This window comes from Variovorax sp. LjRoot290 (genome assembly GCF_964253985.1).
GTDB lineage: Bacteria > Pseudomonadota > Gammaproteobacteria > Burkholderiales > Burkholderiaceae_C > Variovorax.
On sequence record NZ_CAXURW020000001.1, the window covers coordinates 1,841,021 to 1,857,242 of the forward strand.

The window sequence follows — 16,222 nt, forward strand, 5'->3', positions numbered from 1 at the left end:
TAGGACATGTAAACCTAAGAACTACATTCTTAAGTATTCATTTTCATAAGAAAGAAGCGCATGAACCGCGTTTTCCGGGTGGTCTGGAGCCCCTCGCAAGGGATCTGGGCCGTGGCCTCCGAACTGGCGCGCGGCGTTGGCAAGTCGAGCACGAAGGCGCCCGCCTTGGCCATGGTTCTGTTGGGCCTGGCCGGCACTGCCGCCGCCGATTGCGCCAGCAGCGGCAGCAACACCATCACCTGCACCGCCGGCACCCCGCAGACCTTCGTCGTCATCGGCGGCTACGACGCCACGCCCGGCGGCTCGGTGGACGTGCAGCAGAACGCGGTGATCAGTACCGTCGACCTGCCCGCCATCAGCATGGGCGACAACGGCACGATCATGATCCAGCGCAATGCCACGGTGCAGAACCACGCGGCGGGCAGCGCCAACGGCCACTACGGCACCGGCGCCAACACCATCGAGTTCCGTTCGGGCAACACGCTCACGATCGAGCAGGGCGCCAAGCTGCTGTCCAACGGCACCGCCTACAACGCGGAAGCCGTCAACGCGCACGGCAGCGGCAACCTGATCGTCAACCACGGCGAAATCCGTTCGCAGGCCGGCGGCGCCGCCATCTGGTTCGAATCGTCGAACGGCGCGAACACGGTGATCAATGGCGAAACCGGCGTCATCGAATACCAGGGCGGCGCGGGCAACATCATGGGCGTCGCCGGCACGATGGCGATCGCTTTCACCAATCAGGGGCGGCTCGTCGGATCGCTGAACTTTGCCAATGCGAACGACACGTTGAACGTCTACACCGGCTCGTCGATCACCGGCAGCATCAACGGCGGCGGCGGCAGCAACCTGCTGACCCTGAACGGCAGCGGCACCGACACCTTCGCCCAGACGCTGTCGAACTTCCAGACGCTGGTGAAGAACGACAGCGGCACCTGGACCTTCAACAACGCGCTGCCCGGTTCGGGCATCACCAGCACGCGGGTCGCCGGCGGCACGCTGATCCTCGGCGCCAACGCCAGCAGCTACACCGGCAGCATGACGGTGGATGCGGCCGGGATCCTGCAGACCAGCGCGCAGTTCGCGCCGCTGGCCATCACCGACAACGGCCTGGTGCGCTTCGCGCAGCCCGATGATGCGAGCTACACCGGGCTGCTGTCCGGCACGGGCGGCATCGAGAAGACCGGTGCCGGCAGGCTCACGCTCACACTCGACCAGGCGATCACGGGCACCACCACCATCAGCGCCGGCACGCTGGAATTGGGCAACGGTGGCACGAGCGGCAGCGTGGTGGGCGACATCGTCAACAACGCGACGCTGATCGCGAACCGCTCGAACACGCTGAACCTCGCCGGCGCCATCAGCGGCAGCGGCGCGCTGCGCCAAGTGGGCAGCGGCACCACGGTGCTCTCGGGCGCCAGCAGCTACAGCGGCGCGACCACGGTCGCGGCGGGCACCTTGAAGGCGGCCGCGGCCAACACCTTCAGCGCTGCTTCCGCGCACACCGTGGCCTCCGGCGCGACGCTCGATACCGCAGGCTTCAACCAGCGCATCGCCTCGCTGAGCAATTCGGGCACCGTCAACCTGCTGAGCGCCGCCGCCGGCAGCACGCTCACCGTGACCGGCGCCTACATCGGCAACGGCGGCGTGCTGAAGCTCGGCACGGTGCTCGGCGGCAGCAACAGCCTGAGCGATCGCCTGGTGCTGAGCGGCCCGGGCGCCAGTGCGAGCGGCAAGACCACGGTTCGCATCACCAACCTCGGCGGTCTCGGCGCGCAGACCACCGGCAACGGCATCGAGGTGGTGAGCGCGCGCAACGGCGCCACCACCACCGCTCAGCGCACGCGCGACGCCTTCGCGCTGGCCAATGGCCACGTCGATGCCGGCGCCTTCGAGTACCGCCTGTACGCGGCCGATGTCCAGGGCGCCGGCGAGAACTGGTACCTGCGTTCCGAGACGACCCTTGCGTCCCCGGTGGCGCCTGTCAATCCGGACGCGCCCACCACCACGACCGCGGACACGACCGTCAAGCTGGCCCTGCCGCTGGTGACCGTGCCGACCTACCGCGCCGAAGTCCCGCTCTTCGCGGCACTGCCGGCGCAACTGCGCCAGGCCGACCTCGGCATGCTGGGCAACCTGCACCGCCGTATCGGCGACGAGGCGGCCCCGGCGGCCGGCGACGCGCCGCGCCGCGCCTGGGCCCGTGCCGTCTACGGCGACCTCGATATCGGCCAGGACAGCGTCGGTCGCGCGCACAGCCGCGGCCACGTGAGCGGCCTGCAGGCCGGCACCGATCTGCTCGCCGCCGGCAACTGGCGCGCCGGCCTCTACGTCGGCTTCTTGGACGGCGGCGCCGATGTGAGCGGCAATGCGCGGGGCACCCTCGGGCGCGTCGGCAGCACCGACTTGCAATCGCGCTACCTGGGCGGCTACGCCACCTGGATGGACGCAAGCGGCCTCTATGCCGACGCCGTGCTGCAGGCCGGCCGCCACCGAACCACCGTGCGCCCCGACGGCAACCCGAACGCATCGGGCAGGGCCGAGAGCCTGACGGCCTCGATCGAAGCCGGCCAGTCCTTCGCCCTTTCCGAAAGCTGGCGCATCGAGCCGCAGGCGCAGCTGATCTATCAGCGCGCCCGCTTCGACGATGTGCTGATCGGCGGCGCGACTGTGCGGCAGGACGCCGACGGCGGCTGGATCGGCCGCCTGGGCGTGCGCATCAAGGGCGAACTCGCCACCGGCGCCGGGCGGCTGCAGCCCTATGCGCGCGCGAACCTGTACCGCGCGAGCGGCGGCACGGATGTCGCCGAGTTCATCGGCCCGGCGGCCACGACGCGCATCGCCAGCGGCGTCGGCTACAGCTCGGGCGAAGTGGCGGGCGGCTTCACGCTGGCCGTGACGCCGGCCACCAGCGTCTACGGCGAAGTGGGGCGCGTCTTCGCCATCGGCGGCGAGGCCCGGGTGAAGTCCTCGGTGCAGGGTTCGGTGGGTGTCAAGCTGCGCTGGTAGGCGGGTTTTCGCGCGCCGGCGGCGCGTGGCGGTGTTTGGGTTCAAATATCGCTTCCGCGACCACTCGCCATACCGCCGACCATGGGATCCATCCGCCATCGCCTCCTCGCCGCTTCCGCACGAACCATCGCCCCTTTTCTGCTGACCGTCGCCGCGACGGGCGCAGCCGCTCAGCAGCAGGATGCGGACCGCTTCCCCGCGGCCGCCATGGGCTTCCTCGGCACCGAGCTTCCCGCGATGGATGCGGCCATCGCCAACAAGGACCGCGACTACTTCGAGGATGCGATGGGCCGCATGCTCGACTTCTCCGACAGCTGGGGCTTCAAGACGCGCGCCAACCCGGCGCTGGCGCGCTATCCGATGTGCACCGAGGCGGTGACGGATTTCCTCGTCGTGGGCCTGTGCCGCTTCAAGCTCTCGGCCGACACCTGCCAGCCGACGCTCACCACGAACTTCAACACCAACCTGCAGCGCTGCCGCGAGCTGGCCGCGCGCAACTGAAGAAAAGGCTGCGCCATGGACTACGCCCGCTACCAGACCCTCGCGATCACGCGCCGCGGCGAAGGCGGCGCGGTGCTCGACATCCAGATGCGCGCGCAGAACGGCAAGCTGCCCACTGCGGGCCATGACGGCCACCGCGAGCTGGCCGAGATCTGGCGCGACGTGTCGGCCGACGACACGGTGCGCTGCGCCGTGCTGCGCGGCGAGGGCATGGGCTTCTCGGGCGGCGGCGACCTGGCGATGGTCGAGCAGATGAGCACCGACGACGCCACGCGCGTGCGCGTCTGGAAGGAAGCGCGCGACCTGGTCTACAACCTCGTCAACTGCGACAAGCCGATCGTCAGCGCGATGCACGGGCCGGCCGTGGGCGCCGGCCTGGTGGCGGGCCTGCTGGCCGACATCTCGATCGCGAGCAAGAGCGCGAAGATCGTCGACGGCCACACGCGGCTGGGCGTCGCGGCCGGCGACCATGCGGCGATCGTCTGGCCCCTCTTGTGCGGCATGGCGAAGGCCAAGTACTACCTGCTGCTGTGCGAACCGGTGAGCGGCGAGGAGGCCGAGCGCATCGGCCTGGTCTCGCTCGCGGTGGAAGAGGCCGAGCTGCTGCCGCGCGCCTACGAGGTCGCCGACAAGCTGGCCGCCGGCAGCCAGAGCGCGATCCGCTTCACCAAGTACGCGCTCAACAACTGGCTGCGCCTGGCCGGCCCGAGCTTCGACGCCTCGCTGGCGCTCGAGTTCATGGGCTTTGCGGGGCCCGACGTGCGCGAGGGCATCGCTTCCCTGCGCGAGCGCAGGGCGCCGCGCTTTTCCTAGGCCGTCTTGAGACCCTGCACCGTCTGCAGCAAGGCCGTGCGCGCCTGGCCCAGCACCATGCCCTTCCACTCGTCGTTGTCGCAATAGAAGGCGTCGCGCAGCTGCTGGCGAATGGCGCGCTGCTGTTCGGCCGGCGCTTGCGCGTGACTGCGCAGCCAGGTGTCGGCACGCAGGCGATTCAGCACTTCGAGGTCGGGCAGGGTGCCGAACTCCAGGCCCATCGGCGCCACGCTGGCCTGCGGGCATTCGTCGTAGACGGCCGAAACCACCGGCCCCGACACGTCGGCCGAGGCCGACTGGCCGTCGAAGGGCGCGAACACGTCGGCGCCCCACCAGGCGCGCGCCTGGGCGAGGCCGTCCGGGCGGCCCGGGTAGATCTTCTCGCCGTGGCCGTAGGGACCGAGCCCGGTGTGGATGTCGATCCAGCCGATGTGCGTCGCGGCGGCGCCGAACTTGCGCAGGATGCCGCGCATGGTGCGGTTGCTCCATGACGGCGCCTTGCCGCCATAGAACACGCCGTCGGGCGCGACGTACTGGCCGGTCGTGACGGCGGCGCGCCAGGCGCGCATGCCGTGCTTGTCGATGTAGGCGGCCATCGCCGCCTCGTCGTCGGCGCTGGGCGGCCAGGTCGCCGGCAGCACGAAGGGCTCGACCTCCGCATAGGCCGCATTGACCGGCAGCGGCGCATCGAAGTCGATGTGGTTGCGGTTCAGGTCGATGTTGTCTTCATTGGTGCGGTGCAGGTGCGAGAAGCCGTGCGGATTGACCGCGTGCACCAGCAGCAGGCCGATGCCCGCCTGCTCGAGGCGCGAGAGCAGGTCGTCGTCGTGCAGCGTCGCGATCTGGCAGCCCGAGCCGCAGAAGCCCTCGGGTCCGTGTGTCCCGGAGCTGACGATCAAGAGCCTGGCCGCGCCGGGCGTGCCGAGGTAGGCCGTGTCGGTCGCCAGCGTTTCGCCCAGGGCGCCGCGATGGGTTTCGAGCACGAAGGATTCGAGGGCCGCGCCGCGCGCCGCGGCGGCATCGAGGAACTTGCGGCGGGCTTCGGCGTAGGTGCCGGAGAAGTATCGAGCGGCAGGGCTGCTATGCACGGGCAGTCCTTGAAGAGGGCTCGGCATCCGGCCGGTGGGCCGAGGCGTCGTCGATGTCCTTGCCGGTGAAGTCCTTGAGCCAGAGCAGGCCGAGGAACGACACCAGCGTCATTCCCAGCAGATACCAGGCCGGCGCCAGCTTGCTGCCGGTGGCGTTGACCAGCCAAGTGCTGACGAAGGGCGAGAAGCCGCCGAATATCGAAACGCCCACGCTGTAGACCAGCGACATGCCGCTCGCGCGCACGTGCTTGGGAAACATCTCGGGCAGCATCGTGATGGCGGGCACGGTCTGCACCACCAGCGCGATGCTCAGCAAGCCCACCACGGTGAACAGCACGGCCGGCGTGGGCGAGAGGTTGAGCCACAGAAAGCCCGGATAGATCAGCACCATCATCGCGATGCGGCCCCAGACGATCAGTCGCTTGCGGCCGGCGCGATCGGACAGGAGGCCCACCAGCGGCGCGAGCCCGAAGGACAGGAGCCCCGTGAGCGCGGCGCCGAACAGCGCCACCGTCGGCGGCAGGCCCAGTTGGCGCACCGCATAGGTGGGCATGTAGAAGGTCACGACATAGGCGGCCGCGGTGCCGCCGGTGATGGCGAGGATGGCCGACAGCACGGTCTTCCCGTGCTCGCCGCACACTTCAGCGAGGCTGCTCCTGCGCGGCGCCGCACCGGCCGCCGGCTCGGCCTTGACGTCGAGCGATTCCTCGAGATGGCGGCGGATGTACATGCCCACCGGCGCGATCAGCATGCCGATGACGAAGGGCACGCGCCAGCCCCAGCTCTCCATGCCCTGCGGCCCGAGCGCGAACGAGAGCCCGCCCACCACCGCGGCGCCGAGCAGGATGCCCAGGCCCTGGCTCGCGAACTGCCAGCTCGCCAGGTAGCCGCGGTTGGCCGGCGTGGCGTGCTCGACCAGCAGGGTGGTGGACGCGCCCACCTCGCCGCCGGCCGAGAAGCCCTGGATCAGCCGCGCCAGCACGATGAGCACGGGCGCCGCGACGCCGATCTGCGCATAGGTGGGCGCCACCGCGATCATTGCGCAGCCCAGCGCCATCAGGAAGATGGTCAGCGTCATCGCCTTCTTGCGCCCGGCGCGATCGGCATAGGCGCCGATCACGATGCCGCCCAGCGGCCGCATGATGAAGCCGACGCCGAAGCTCGCCACCGTCAGCAGCAGCTGGCCGTAGCTGTCGAAGGTCGGGAAGAAGAGCTTGCCGATCACCAGGGCCAGGAAGCCGTAGACGGTGAAATCGAAGAACTCGAGGGCGTTGCCGATGGTGGTGGCGACGATGGTCCTGCGCCGGCTGATCGGCGTGATGGGAGAGGTCACGAGAATTCCTGTTCTTGTTGGCGCGTCGCGCCGGATGCTAGCAGCCGATGGCGACAAGCGCCGCAGGCAAGGCACACTCGCGTCATCCAATCCCAAGCCAGACCCTTCATCATGTCCCTTGCCCCCATCGAAATCGAAACCGGCCCCCACCCCACCGCCACCGTGCTCCTCATGCACGGCCTCGGCGCCGACGGCAACGACTTCGTGCCGATCGCCAACGAGCTCGACCTGTCGGCCGTCGGGCCGGTGCGCTTCGTGTTCCCCAATGCGCCGGTGATTCCGGTCACCATCAACGGCGGCTACCGTATGCCGGCCTGGTACGACATCGCTGCAGCCGATCTCGTGAAGCGCGAGGACGAAGCCGGACTGCGCCGCTCGCAGGCCGCGATCGAGGCGCTGATCGCGAACGAGAAGGCCCGCGGCATCGCGGCCGGCCGGATCGTGGTCGCCGGCTTTTCGCAGGGCTGCGCGATGGCGCTCCTGACCGGGCTGCGCCATGCCGAGCGGCTGGCCGGCATCGTCGGCCTGTCGGGCTACCTGCCGCTGGCCGCGACCACGGCCGCCGAGCGCCATGCGGCCAACCACGACACGCCGGTCTTCCTGGGCCACGGCACGCGCGACGGCGTGGTGCAGATCGAACGCGCCCGGGCCTCGCGCGATGCGCTGGCCGCGCTCGGCCATGCGGTCGAGTGGCACGAGTACCCGATGGAGCACTCGGTGTGCATGGAAGAGATCGCCGATCTCAACCGCTTCCTGCTGCGCGTGCTGGGCTGAAGATCAGCGCGTGAATGCGCCGTCGTCGAAGGCTTCGCCGTAGGCCTTCCAGTCGGCGGCGACATCGGCGGCGCAGTCCCGCGACGCATCGAGCAGCGGCTGGCGCCACTTGCGGCTGTGGCCATGGGCGACGAGTTCGTCGGCGATGGCCGAGCCTTGCCGCCCAGCGCTGCGCAGCTGGCCCCACGCGACCATACGGCCCATGGTGCGCAGCACCTGCTCCAGCGTCTTCAGCTTCTGCGCCGAGCGATCCAGTGTCACGCGGTCTTCCGAAGGCTGCAGGTGGCGCAGCACGAAGGGCGCGCGGCCCATGTGCAGCGGCTGCAGCAGGCCGGCCGACACCGCCTGCACGCGCTGCTGCAGCGCCACCGCGCGCTGGGCTTCGTTCTTCCATGCCGGCTGGGTTGTCTTCAGGTGCGGCAGCAGCGAAGAGGCGTTGACCTGCTTCAGGTCGAGCAGGCCGTTGCCGCCGGGCGAGCCCTTGCCGTTGACGAGGATCACATAGCGCTCCACGCCCAGGCTGCCGGTGCCGGCGATGCGTCGCGCCACATCGAGCACCCGGTAGTAGTCCGGGTTCGGCTGCTTCTCGGCGAAGCTGCGGATGGCTTCGGTGACGCGCTCGCGCTGCTCGCGGCTCGCGGGCAGCGCTTTCTTGCCGTCGGTGCGCAGCTTGCGCCGGAACCGGCTGCGCTTGCCTCCTGTGCGTTTGAGCTTGGTGCGTTCGTCGAGGAAGGGCACGCGCTTGCGCTCGCGCAGGCCGCGCAGCAGCGCACCCACCAGCCCGTCGGCCGTGTCCCGCTCGACCCAGCGCACCTCGCCCTGCGCCAGCGTCTCGGCGTAGGCGTCGAGGAAAGCGCGGCACAGCTGCTGCGCTTCCTGGCGACGCAGCGAGAGGGTGGCGGCGCCGACGCGCACGCTGGCCAGGAAGCGCACCAGGTCCCAGGCGGTCGGGGCGAGGGCGGACTCGTCGAAGTCGTTGATGTCGAAATACACCAGGCCGTTGTCTCCCTTGAAGCTGCCGAAGTTCTCGAGGTGCAGATCGCCGCACACCCAGCCGAGCGGCGAGGCGGGTAGGGCGCCGGGCGCGAGGCGTTCGTAGAAGCGGTGGCAGCTGCCGCGCAGGAACACGAAGGGGCTCTTGCGCATGGCCTCGTACTTCATCTGCAGGCGCTCGGGATCGCGGCCCGCATTGAATGCCTGTACGCTGCGCACGACGTCGATCATGGTTTCCCCTGAGTCGCCGGAGGGATGGCCGGCACCGTCGCGGGGTATAGCAGAAACGGCGTTTTCGCTTCAAATACCGAGGCCAGCAAGCCGTTCGCGGCCGTGCTACCTTCCGCCCCACAAAGATTCACGGGTCATAACGACATGAGCAAACTGCACGAGCGCCTGGGAGCGCTCACACCCGCGCGACTGAAGGGAGTCCGTAGAGGCATCGAGAAGGAGAGCCTGCGTGCCCAGCCCGACGGCACGCTGGCGCTGACGCCGCATCCGGCGGCGCTCGGTTCGGCGCTCACCCACCCGCACATCACCACCGATTTCAGCGAGTCGCAGCTCGAGCTCATCACCGGCGTGCACACCGACGTGGAGGCCTGCCTGGCCGAGCTCACGCAGGTGCACCAGTACACCTACCGCGTGCTTCATGAAGCCGGCGACGAACGGCTCTGGGTCTCGAGCATGCCCTGCGGCCTGCCGGCCGACGAGACCATTCCGATCGGGCGCTACGGCGCCTCCAACGTGGGGCGCGCCAAGAGCGTCTACCGCATGGGCCTGGGCCACCGCTACGGCCGGCGCATGCAGACCATCTCGGGCATCCACTACAACTGGTCGCTGCCCGAGGTGTCGAGCGAGCAGTACTTCGCACTGATCCGCAACTTCCGCCGCCACGCCTTTTTGCTGCTCTACCTGTTCGGCGCCTCGCCGGCGCTGTGCTCGAGCTTCGTGGCCGGGCGGCCGCACGAGCTACAGCCGCTGGGCGAAGGCAGCATGCACATGCCGCACGGCACCTCGCTGCGCATGGGGCGGCTGGGCTACCAGAGCGAGGCACAGGCCTCGCTGGCGGTGAGCTACAACAGCCTCGACGGCTACGGCGCCTCGCTGCAGGACGCGCTCACGCGGCCCTGGCCGGCCTACGAGGCGATCGGCATCCGCAATCCCGGCGGCGACTACAACCAGCTCGCCACCAGCCTGCTGCAGATCGAGAACGAGTTCTACGGCACCATCCGTCCCAAGCGCGTGATCTACCCCGGCGAGCGGCCGCTGCATGCGCTGCGCGAGCGCGGTGTCGAGTATGTGGAAGTCCGCCTGATGGACCTCGATCCCTTCGAGCCGATCGGCATCGCCGCGCCCACCATGCGCTTTCTCGACGTGTTCCTGCTGCATTGCCTGCTGGCCGACAGCCCGCCCGACACGCGCGAGGAGATTGCCGAGTTGGCCCACAACCAGCACCTCACGGCTGCACGCGGCCGCGAGCCCGGCCTCAAGCTGCAGCGCGGCGGGCGCGACGTTGCGCTCACCGAATGGGGCGCCGAGCTGCTGGAGCAGTTCGGCCCGATCGCCGCCGCGCTCGACGCCGCGCACGGTGGCACCCGGCATGCCGAAGCGGTGCGCGCGGCAGAGAAAGGCCTGGCCGACCCGGCCACCCTGCCTTCTGCGCGCGTGCTCGAGGCGATGGCGCGCGCGCACGACAACTCCTTCATCAGCTTCGTGCGGGCGCAGTCCGAACGCACGCGCACCGAGCTGCTGGCCTTGCCCTTTTCCGCCGAAGAACGCGCGAACTTCGAACGCATGACGCAGAGTTCGATCGATGCCCAGAAGGAGATCGAGGCGAACGACAGCATGCCCTTCGAGATCTACCGCGAGCAGTACGTCTCGCCGGCGCGCCTGGGCTTCAAGAACCACTGGGCGGAAATGCCGCCGCTCGCCGTCAGCCAGCCCGCGGCCTGGTGAGGCGGAACAGGTTCTTGGGGTCGCCCGCGGACGGCACGAGCGCGATGTCCTGTCCTGCGCCATGCTGCAGCGCGAGCGCGTGGATCAGGCGCAGCGCGGAGTAGTCCTCCAGCGCGAAGCCCACCGAGTCGAACACCGTCACCTGGTCCTCGCTCTGCCGGCCGGCCTCGGCGCCGGCCAGCACGCGCCACAGCTCGACCACCGGAAAATCGGCCGCCATCTGCTGGATCTCGCCCTCGATCCGGGTCTGCGGCTCGTACTCGACGAACACGCGCGCGGCGCGCAGCACTTCCGCATGCAGCTCGGTCTTGCCCGGGCAGTCGCCGCCGATCGCGTTGAGGTGCATGCCGGGTTCGAGCATCTCGGGCGTGACGATGGTGGCGCGCGCCTTGCGCGCCGTCAGCGTGCTGACGATGTCGGCGCCGCGCACCGCTTCGGCGACGCTCGCGGCACGCCGCACGCGCAGGGCCGGCCAGGCCGCCAGGTTGCGCTCCAGCTTGTCCATCGCCTGGGCGTCGATGTCGTAGATCCGCAGTTCGTCGATGCCCAGCAGCGCGTGGAAGGCCAGGGCCTGGAACTCGCTCTGGGCGCCGTTGCCGATGAGGGCCATGCGGCGCGATCCCGGCCGCGCCACGGCCTGCGCGGCCAGGGCCGACATGGCGGCGGTGCGCAGCGCGGTGGTCAGCGTGAGCTCCGACAGCAGCACAGGCAGGCCGGTCTGCACCTCGGCCAGCACGCCGAAGGCCATCACCGTCGGCAGGCCATGGGCCGTGTTGCCGGGGTGGCCGTTGACGTACTTGAAGGCGTAGCGCTGTCCGTTCGACACCGGCATCAGCTCGATCACGCCGAGCGCCGAATGGCTGGCCAGCCGGGCCGACTTGTCGAACTCGGGCCAGCGCAGGAAATCTTCCCTGATGGTGTCGGCCAGCGCCTCCAGGAAGCGGGATGTTCCGAGTGCCTGAACCAGGCCGGAAAGCGCCTGGACATCTACGAAGCGTGTTGTTGCCATGCTTATTGAAGAACTTCCGTGCTAATCGGGTAGGTCTATGCCTACCTGCATTGGCCGAGATGGCTCACCGCGGCGCTGAAATCGCAGCTCATCATGACATCAAGCATCCATATTCACATGTGCCCCCAATGACAACGAAGACCTATCTGGTCGAAGACAACGCCGTGATTCGCGAGAACCTCGTCGGATTCCTCGAAGACATTGCCGATGCCACCGTCGTCGCCCATGCGAGCGGGGAGGCCGAGGCGGTGGACTGGCTGCGCAATCATCGCGACAGCTGGGACGTGGCCATCGTCGACCTGTTCCTGGACCAGGGCAACGGCCTTGGTGTCGTCAGTGCCTGCCGCGAGAGGGCCAGGCATCAGAAGGTGGTGGTCCTGAGCAACTACGCGACGCCCGACATGCGGGCGCGCACCAAGGCGCTGGGCGCCGACGCCTTCTTCGACAAGTCGGCAGAAATCGAACTGCTGCTCGACTACTGCGAGAAGCTGAGTCGCCGCAACGACTGAGGCCCGGCTTCCGCCCTGGCGGAAAAATCGCTCTTGACCTAGAGTGCGCTGGAGCATTTCCAATGGTTTCGCCGGGTCGTCCGGTGAACACGGGAAATACGCCATGAACGCCATCGAGAACAAGGGATTCATCCAGGGCATCCACGCCGAGCTCGCCAAGGGCAACGGCAAGCCTTTCGTCGACAGCCTCGCCGAGGACTTCAGCTGGATCATGAAGGGGCGCACGTCCTGGTCACGCACCTACAAGGGCAAGCAGGTCGTGCAGAACGAACTGCTCAAGCCCCTGTACGCGCAATTCGAAGGCCGCTACCTCAACACGGCCGAGCGCTTCATCGCCGAAGACGACTTCGTGGTCGTGCAGTGCAACGGCGAGGTCGCCACCAAGCTCGGCAAGCGCTACGACAACCAGTACTGCTTCATCTACCGGCTGGCCGGCGGCAAGGTGATCGAGCTCACGGAGTACCTCGACACTGCGCTCGTCGACGAAGCGCTGGAGGCGCCGGCGCGTGCCGGGTAGCGCCTTTCGCATCGGCGAGCTGGCCACGCGCACCGGCCGCAGCGTGCATGCCATCCGCTGGTACGAGGCGCAGGGCCTGGTGCCCGGCGTGGCGCGCGACGAAGGCGGGCGGCGCGTCTACGGCGAGCTGCACGTGAGTTGGCTCGACCTGATGGAGCGGCTGCGCGCGACCGGCATGTCGATCGCCGAGATGCGCGAGTACACCGCGCTGGTGATGCAGGGCAGCCGTACGCTGCGCCAGCGCCGCGACATGCTGGCCGGCCACCGCGAGCGCGTGAACGCCACCATCGCCGAATGGCGGCGCGCGCTGACGCTGGTCGACAAGAAGATCGACTTCTACGATGCCTGGATGCAGACCGGCCAGCGGCCGCCGCTGATCCCGGCCGACACGCCGCGCGCCGTGCGCAAGAAGGCGCTGCCCGCGCCCGCGATCAGGAAGCGATGAAGCTGGCGCTCATTCGACGACCGCGCCGCCGTCCTTGCGGATCGATTCGCGCCCGTGCTTGCTGAGGCGGCCCAGCGCGCTGTCCAGTGCGCGCTTGAGCTTGTCGGCCGCGCCGCGGAAAGCCTCGTCGAGATTCGGCGCGTGCTGCGTCACGGCCACCGGCTGATGGCGCGCGAGGCGCGCCTCCATCGCGCAGCGCTTGTCGCCGCCGCCGCTGGCATCATGGTTCTGGTCGCTCAGGTGCACTTCGACCCGCGTCACGTCGGCCGCGAAACGGCTCAATGCATGCCTGATCTCCTCATTGGCCCAGCGTTCCAGGGCATCCTTGTTCTCGACGCCGTTGCTGGTGTTCACTTGTATCTGCATGTCAGGTACCTTTCGCGCTCATCTGCTGATGAACAAGACCGACTTTGCGCCCAACCCAGACTCCGTGCGTAAGCATTTGGAGCATGCGACCGAAGGAGTTTCCAAGTCATGCCCTCCGTGCCCGACCTTTCCGGCGGTGTTGCCTTCGTACGCGGCAACTACGTGCCCATCGCCGAGGCCGCCATCCCCATCACCGACTGGGGCTTTCTGCGCTCCGACGCCACCTACGACGTGGTCACCGTGTGGGAAGGCGCCTTCTTCCGGCTCGATGCGCATCTGGAGCGCTTCATGTGCAGCTGCGAGCGCTTCCGGCTCGACCCCGGCCTCACGACGGCGCAGATCACCGAGGTGCTGACCGAATGCGTGCGCAGAAGCGGCCTGCGGAATTCCTATGTCGAAATGATCGTCACGCGCGGCCAGCCGCCCTGGGGCTCGCGCGATCCGCGCCAGGCGGTCAATCGCTTCTACGCCTTCGCCGTGCCCTTCGTGTGGATCGCCAACGAGGTGCAGCGCGAGCGCGGCCTGCACCTGAAAGTGAGCGAGGTGCAGCGCATCCCGGCGAGCTCGGTCGATCCAAAGGCCAAGAACTACCACTGGAACGACCTCACCATGGGCCTCCTGGGCGCGCTCGATGCGGGCGCCGACACCGTGGTGCTGACCGATGCGGCCGGCAACGTGGTCGAAGGTCCGGGCTTCAACGTCTTCTGCGTGCGCGGCAGTACCGTCGTCACGCCGAAGGACGGCGTGCTCGAAGGCATCTCGCGGCGCACCGTGATCGAGATCGCAGAGACGCTCGGCATGCGGGTCGAGCTGCGTGACCTGCCGGCCGAGGAGTTGCGCAGCGCCGACGAAGCTTTTCTGAGCACCTCCGGTGGTGGCGTGCTGCCAGTGACGCGGGTGGACGACCAGGTGCTGGGCGACGGCGTGCCCGGCCCGGTGACGCAGCGCCTGCTCCAGATCTACTGGGACTGGCACCGCGACCCGGCCTACAGCCGGCCCATCGACTACGGCCGGTGAATCATGGCAGCGAGACCCGGTTCAGCGTCGCCGGATCGCCCACGATGCTCTTCACCGTGCCGCCCGACTCGAACATCACCTGGTATTCGGCCCAGGTATCGAGCCAGTAGCGCCACACGGGGGCGTCCAGCTTCGGGTTCTCGCTGCTGACGGGGTAGCCCAGCGCCATCAGCACCTGCTCGCGCGTCATGCCGGGCGTCACCTTCATCGCCGCGATGGCTGCGCGCGTCTTCTCCGGGTAGCCGACCAGCTTGATCTTCGGGTCCTCGGTCACGACATAGCGCTGCCCGAACGCGGTGGTCGGGATGTCGCGGCTGTAGTCGTTCTTGAGCCGTTGCGGGCGGCCGCCGATGTCCAGGTCGACCCAGCGGAAGTCGTAGCCGGTGATGCGCGCGGGCGTGCCCGCGGCCACGATGCTCATGCCCTGCTCGTCGTAGTTGATGTCGCTGATCTGCTTGCCGTAGCTGCGCATGTTGCAGCACAGGTAGCCCTGGATCATCGGACCCTGCGGCGGCGCAGGACGCTGGGCGTGAGCGGCGGACAGGGGAAGGGTGGCCGCCAGGACGGCGGCCAGGGCGAAGCGCTGGAACATCGGAACTCCCTCGTTGGATGTTGTTGGGCGCTGCGAGCCGGGGTGGCGCGCAGCGCGAGGGATTCTAGAGGCGTTGTTACAACTCAGCGTGCTACAAAGTCTCGAAATCGTGGCCGATCGCCGGCCGCAGGGGCGCGCTGCTTGAGCCCGAACAGCGGCCGCAGCCAGCCGACGCGGCGGATCAGCCCGTCGCTCAGCGCCCAGCAGCCGAGCACCGTCAGTGCCACCAGCAAGACCGGCTCCAGCACCGGGCCGAGCCGCCATGACGCGAGCGCGACGGCGCCGGCGACGATCAGCGTCTGGTGCAGCATGTACCAGGGGTAGACCGACTCGTTGGCCCAGCCCAGCCAGGGCCAGGGGCGGTCGAGGTAACGATGGGCGAAGCCCAGGATGGCCGCGAGCGCGCTCCACAGGTAGAGCGCGCGCAGCACGCGCAACAGCCGAATATCGGCGCCGGCCAGCTTCAGCGCGAAGTAGGCGACGAGGAGGGCCGCCGCCAGCGCCAGCGCCCAGCCGCGCACCCGCGCCAGGTCGCGCCAGAGGCCGGCATCGATGCCCATCCAGTAGCCGTAGAGAAAGACCGTGAAGTAGAGGGCATGCAGGTACCAGTCGTGGATCAGGTCGTGGGTGGCCGGGAAGCGCGGCCCGAGCACCAGCGTGAAGAGCACGAGCGGCAGGGCCGGCAGCACCAGCAGCCGCCAGCGCCGCAGACCGGTGAAGGCGACGCGCAGCCTCTGTCCAGCGGCTGATCGCAGCACCGGCAGCAGCAGCGCCACCAGCGCCGTGTAGGCGAAGAGGTAGGGCAGGTACCACAGGTGGTTCCAGGTCATGCCGAAATCGGAGCCGGCGAAGGCGCCCTTGGGCCAGGGCCCCATCGCGAGGTAGCGTGCCATGAAGGCGCCGAATCCCGGCGCCACCAGCCCCTTGGCCACGGCTTCGGCGTAGGCCTGGTAGGGCACCACCACCGTCATGCCGATCGCCAGCGGCAGCAGCAGCCGCAGCGCACGCTGTCCGACCAGGCGCAGCGGCTCCTGGCCGCGCAACAGAAAACCCAGCGCCACGCCCGACACCAGGAACACCAAGTCCATGCGCCAGATGTTGACGGCCTGCATCGGCCATTGCAGCCAGTGGGCGGCATGCGGGCTCTTGAGGTGCCACGGCCAGTCGGCCACGTAGTACATCGCCACGTGGTAGAGGATCAGCAGCAGGAAGGCCAGCGCGCGCAGCGCATCGATGTCGTGTCGTCGGTCGGTGCTCATGGTCCGGCTCCTTGGATGGCAAGGCGGCCATGGTGGCGCGC

The 16,222-nt window shown here is 68.8% G+C and carries 16 protein-coding genes; 9 read left to right on the forward strand and 7 right to left on the reverse strand.

Annotated elements, in window-relative coordinates:
* Positions 1-60: 60 nt before the first annotated feature.
* The 3 genes from ACSQ9A_RS09405 to ACSQ9A_RS09415 all read left to right on the forward strand — a co-directional run bounded on the left by ACSQ9A_RS09405 (position 61) and on the right by ACSQ9A_RS09415 (position 4,323).
* The gene (locus ACSQ9A_RS09405) at positions 61-3,009 is read left to right on the forward strand and encodes an autotransporter outer membrane beta-barrel domain-containing protein (protein ID WP_436303464.1); all 2,949 of its coding nucleotides are present in this window, start codon (positions 61-63) and stop codon (positions 3,007-3,009) included.
* Between the two features lie 81 nt (positions 3,010-3,090).
* The gene (locus tag ACSQ9A_RS09410) at positions 3,091-3,510 is read left to right on the forward strand and encodes a hypothetical protein (RefSeq protein WP_093102295.1); all 420 of its coding nucleotides are present in this window, start codon (positions 3,091-3,093) and stop codon (positions 3,508-3,510) included.
* Positions 3,511-3,525: 15 nt separating this feature from the next.
* Positions 3,526-4,323, forward strand: a complete 798-nt coding sequence (locus ACSQ9A_RS09415) for an enoyl-CoA hydratase/isomerase family protein (protein ID WP_436303465.1) — start codon at positions 3,526-3,528, stop codon at positions 4,321-4,323.
* Here ACSQ9A_RS09415 and ACSQ9A_RS09420 read toward each other — a convergent pair.
* On the reverse strand, positions 4,320-5,438 hold the full coding sequence (locus tag ACSQ9A_RS09420; protein WP_436303466.1) for a M14 family metallopeptidase: 1,119 nt from the start codon (positions 5,436-5,438) through the stop codon (positions 4,320-4,322). The genes ACSQ9A_RS09415 and ACSQ9A_RS09420 overlap by 4 nt on opposite strands.
* Positions 5,404-6,744 (reverse strand): MFS transporter, encoded by a 1,341-nt coding sequence (locus ACSQ9A_RS09425; RefSeq protein WP_244503702.1) that lies wholly within the window; start codon positions 6,742-6,744, stop codon positions 5,404-5,406. The genes ACSQ9A_RS09420 and ACSQ9A_RS09425 overlap by 35 nt, the downstream gene beginning before the upstream one ends.
* A gap of 111 nt (positions 6,745-6,855) precedes the next feature.
* On the opposite strand from ACSQ9A_RS09425, the gene ACSQ9A_RS09430 reads away from it, so the two are divergent.
* Positions 6,856-7,518: an alpha/beta hydrolase gene (locus ACSQ9A_RS09430; RefSeq protein ID WP_093102299.1), complete on the forward strand. Its 663-nt coding sequence runs from the start codon at positions 6,856-6,858 to the stop codon at positions 7,516-7,518.
* Positions 7,519-7,521: 3 nt separating this feature from the next.
* On the opposite strand, the gene ACSQ9A_RS09435 is transcribed toward ACSQ9A_RS09430, so the two are convergent.
* A complete protein-coding gene (locus tag ACSQ9A_RS09435; protein WP_436303467.1) occupies positions 7,522-8,742 on the reverse strand; it encodes a DUF2252 domain-containing protein in 1,221 nt (406 codons plus the stop codon).
* 144 nt (positions 8,743-8,886) lie between these two features.
* On the opposite strand from ACSQ9A_RS09435, the gene gshA reads away from it, so the two are divergent.
* On the forward strand, positions 8,887-10,467 hold the full coding sequence (gene gshA, locus ACSQ9A_RS09440) for a glutamate--cysteine ligase (RefSeq protein WP_436303468.1): 1,581 nt from the start codon (positions 8,887-8,889) through the stop codon (positions 10,465-10,467).
* On the opposite strand, the gene ACSQ9A_RS09445 is transcribed toward gshA, so the two are convergent.
* On the reverse strand, positions 10,445-11,476 hold the full coding sequence (locus ACSQ9A_RS09445; protein WP_093102304.1) for an ornithine cyclodeaminase: 1,032 nt from the start codon (positions 11,474-11,476) through the stop codon (positions 10,445-10,447). The genes gshA and ACSQ9A_RS09445 overlap by 23 nt on opposite strands.
* Before the next feature lie 128 nt (positions 11,477-11,604).
* On the opposite strand from ACSQ9A_RS09445, the gene ACSQ9A_RS09450 reads away from it, so the two are divergent.
* From ACSQ9A_RS09450 to ACSQ9A_RS09460, 3 genes are all read left to right on the forward strand, one after another.
* The gene (locus ACSQ9A_RS09450) at positions 11,605-11,985 is read left to right on the forward strand and encodes a response regulator (RefSeq protein ID WP_093102305.1); all 381 of its coding nucleotides are present in this window, start codon (positions 11,605-11,607) and stop codon (positions 11,983-11,985) included.
* 103 nt (positions 11,986-12,088) lie between these two features.
* Positions 12,089-12,502 carry a nuclear transport factor 2 family protein gene (locus ACSQ9A_RS09455; protein WP_436303469.1) on the forward strand — a complete coding sequence of 138 codons (414 nt, stop codon included), beginning with the start codon at positions 12,089-12,091 and terminating at the stop codon, positions 12,500-12,502.
* On the forward strand, positions 12,492-12,947 hold the full coding sequence (locus ACSQ9A_RS09460) for a MerR family transcriptional regulator (RefSeq protein ID WP_093102308.1): 456 nt from the start codon (positions 12,492-12,494) through the stop codon (positions 12,945-12,947). Before ACSQ9A_RS09455 ends, ACSQ9A_RS09460 begins: the two co-directional genes overlap by 11 nt.
* 9 nt (positions 12,948-12,956) lie before the next feature.
* On the opposite strand, the gene ACSQ9A_RS09465 is transcribed toward ACSQ9A_RS09460, so the two are convergent.
* Positions 12,957-13,313 carry an HPF/RaiA family ribosome-associated protein gene (locus ACSQ9A_RS09465; protein WP_093102310.1) on the reverse strand — a complete coding sequence of 119 codons (357 nt, stop codon included), beginning with the start codon at positions 13,311-13,313 and terminating at the stop codon, positions 12,957-12,959.
* Positions 13,314-13,421: 108 nt separating this feature from the next.
* On the opposite strand from ACSQ9A_RS09465, the gene ACSQ9A_RS09470 reads away from it, so the two are divergent.
* Entirely contained in the window at positions 13,422-14,330 is a 909-nt protein-coding gene (locus ACSQ9A_RS09470) for an aminotransferase class IV (RefSeq protein WP_436303470.1), read from the forward strand.
* 1 nt (position 14,331) lies between these two features.
* On the opposite strand, the gene bamE is transcribed toward ACSQ9A_RS09470, so the two are convergent.
* Together bamE and ACSQ9A_RS09480 are read right to left on the reverse strand one after the other, a co-directional pair.
* Entirely contained in the window at positions 14,332-14,922 is a 591-nt protein-coding gene (gene bamE / locus ACSQ9A_RS09475; protein WP_436303471.1) for an outer membrane protein assembly factor BamE domain-containing protein, read from the reverse strand.
* 83 nt (positions 14,923-15,005) lie between these two features.
* The gene (locus tag ACSQ9A_RS09480; protein WP_436303472.1) at positions 15,006-16,181 is read right to left on the reverse strand and encodes an acyltransferase family protein; all 1,176 of its coding nucleotides are present in this window, start codon (positions 16,179-16,181) and stop codon (positions 15,006-15,008) included.
* Positions 16,182-16,222 lie beyond the last annotated feature (41 nt).

Coding starts and splice junctions, on each gene's coding strand:
- ACSQ9A_RS09405 (WP_436303464.1), top strand. CDS start 61: ATGAACCGCGTTTTCCGGGTGGTCTGGAGCCCCTCGCAAGGGATCTGG.
- ACSQ9A_RS09410 (WP_093102295.1), top strand. CDS start 3,091: ATGGGATCCATCCGCCATCGCCTCCTCGCCGCTTCCGCACGAACCATC.
- ACSQ9A_RS09415 (WP_436303465.1), top strand. CDS start 3,526: ATGGACTACGCCCGCTACCAGACCCTCGCGATCACGCGCCGCGGCGAA.
- ACSQ9A_RS09420 (WP_436303466.1), bottom strand. CDS start 5,438: ATGCCGAGCCCTCTTCAAGGACTGCCCGTGCATAGCAGCCCTGCCGCT.
- ACSQ9A_RS09430 (WP_093102299.1), top strand. CDS start 6,856: ATGTCCCTTGCCCCCATCGAAATCGAAACCGGCCCCCACCCCACCGCC.
- ACSQ9A_RS09435 (WP_436303467.1), bottom strand. CDS start 8,742: ATGATCGACGTCGTGCGCAGCGTACAGGCATTCAATGCGGGCCGCGAT.
- gshA (WP_436303468.1), top strand. CDS start 8,887: ATGAGCAAACTGCACGAGCGCCTGGGAGCGCTCACACCCGCGCGACTG.
- ACSQ9A_RS09445 (WP_093102304.1), bottom strand. CDS start 11,476: ATGGCAACAACACGCTTCGTAGATGTCCAGGCGCTTTCCGGCCTGGTT.
- ACSQ9A_RS09450 (WP_093102305.1), top strand. CDS start 11,605: ATGACAACGAAGACCTATCTGGTCGAAGACAACGCCGTGATTCGCGAG.
- ACSQ9A_RS09455 (WP_436303469.1), top strand. CDS start 12,089: ATGAACGCCATCGAGAACAAGGGATTCATCCAGGGCATCCACGCCGAG.
- ACSQ9A_RS09465 (WP_093102310.1), bottom strand. CDS start 13,313: ATGCAGATACAAGTGAACACCAGCAACGGCGTCGAGAACAAGGATGCC.
- ACSQ9A_RS09470 (WP_436303470.1), top strand. CDS start 13,422: ATGCCCTCCGTGCCCGACCTTTCCGGCGGTGTTGCCTTCGTACGCGGC.
- bamE (WP_436303471.1), bottom strand. CDS start 14,922: ATGTTCCAGCGCTTCGCCCTGGCCGCCGTCCTGGCGGCCACCCTTCCC.
- ACSQ9A_RS09480 (WP_436303472.1), bottom strand. CDS start 16,181: ATGAGCACCGACCGACGACACGACATCGATGCGCTGCGCGCGCTGGCC.